At 39.8% G+C, this 822-nt stretch carries 1 protein-coding gene and 1 pseudogene; one reads left to right on the top strand and one right to left on the bottom strand.

From position 1 onward, the window contains the following. Positions 1-185: pseudogene (locus tag MiAbW_RS19155) on the top strand (Uma2 family endonuclease); the annotation flags it as partial. Between the two features lies 1 nt (position 186). Here the strand turns inward: MiAbW_RS19155 and MiAbW_RS19150 are convergent. Beyond that, positions 187-822, bottom strand: a 636-nt coding sequence (locus MiAbW_RS19150; protein ID WP_238707366.1) for an OmpA family protein, incomplete at its 5' end; no start/stop codon positions are given.

Here is an 822-nt window from a genome sequence, read left to right as displayed (position 1 = left end):
TAGTCAATAGTAAACACCAACGAGTAGAAACTTTTCGACGGGGTGAACAGGGTTTATGGATTCTGCAAACCTATCAGGAAGAAAGTTTTAGTTTGCAGAGTATTAATCTGACGGCATCTTTTCGGGATTTATACGAGGATGTCACCCTAGAAACGGTTAATTATTCCGTGGAAGAAATAGAATAAATCATTGTTTTTTACCGGGAGGAATAAAACGGATTTCAATTCTGCGTCTGCTTGCATCTGCGTCACGATTAACCGCAGCTAAGTTACCCGATGGGAGGTATAACTGTCCTGCGGAAAAAGCTCGAAATTTGACGTTTTTGAGTTTACCTGTGTTTTCGATTTCTTGGACTACTGCTAAAGCGCGCATTAATCCTAAATCAGTGTTAGAACCGGGTACTAGCATTTTAACAGATTGTTTTCTGCTGGCAACCGATTCGATATTTTTATCGAGATTACTTGTCTTTTGTATTCCCTGTCCGTCGGTGTGTCCAATTACTTGAATAAAGTCGATTTCTCTGTCTTTGGTAATGGTTTCGATAGCGGGAATAATGCGCTGACGAATATGGGTTTTTAAAGCAGGGTTTAATTCAGCACTTCCCGACTGAAATTTAAATTTTCCTGATTTTTCATCGATAACTATCGGGGTTGCTGTTTGTAGTTTTCGGTTAGCTTCCTCCAGTTTGCTGATGAGATTATAGGACTGAAAAAGTGCCAAGAGGAGAAATAAACTCAGAATCATGAAAGCATTGGACATTAAATCGGTAAATGCGGGATAAACATCCACCGATTTATCTTCATCCCGGTAGTAGGTACGTCT

This window comes from Microcystis aeruginosa NIES-4325, from assembly GCF_008974145.1.
In the GTDB taxonomy this organism is placed as follows: Bacteria; Cyanobacteriota; Cyanobacteriia; order Cyanobacteriales; family Microcystaceae; genus Microcystis; species Microcystis aeruginosa_G.
Note: the sequence above shows the minus strand (reverse complement) of the source record. Positions and strands in the feature narration are given on the sequence as shown.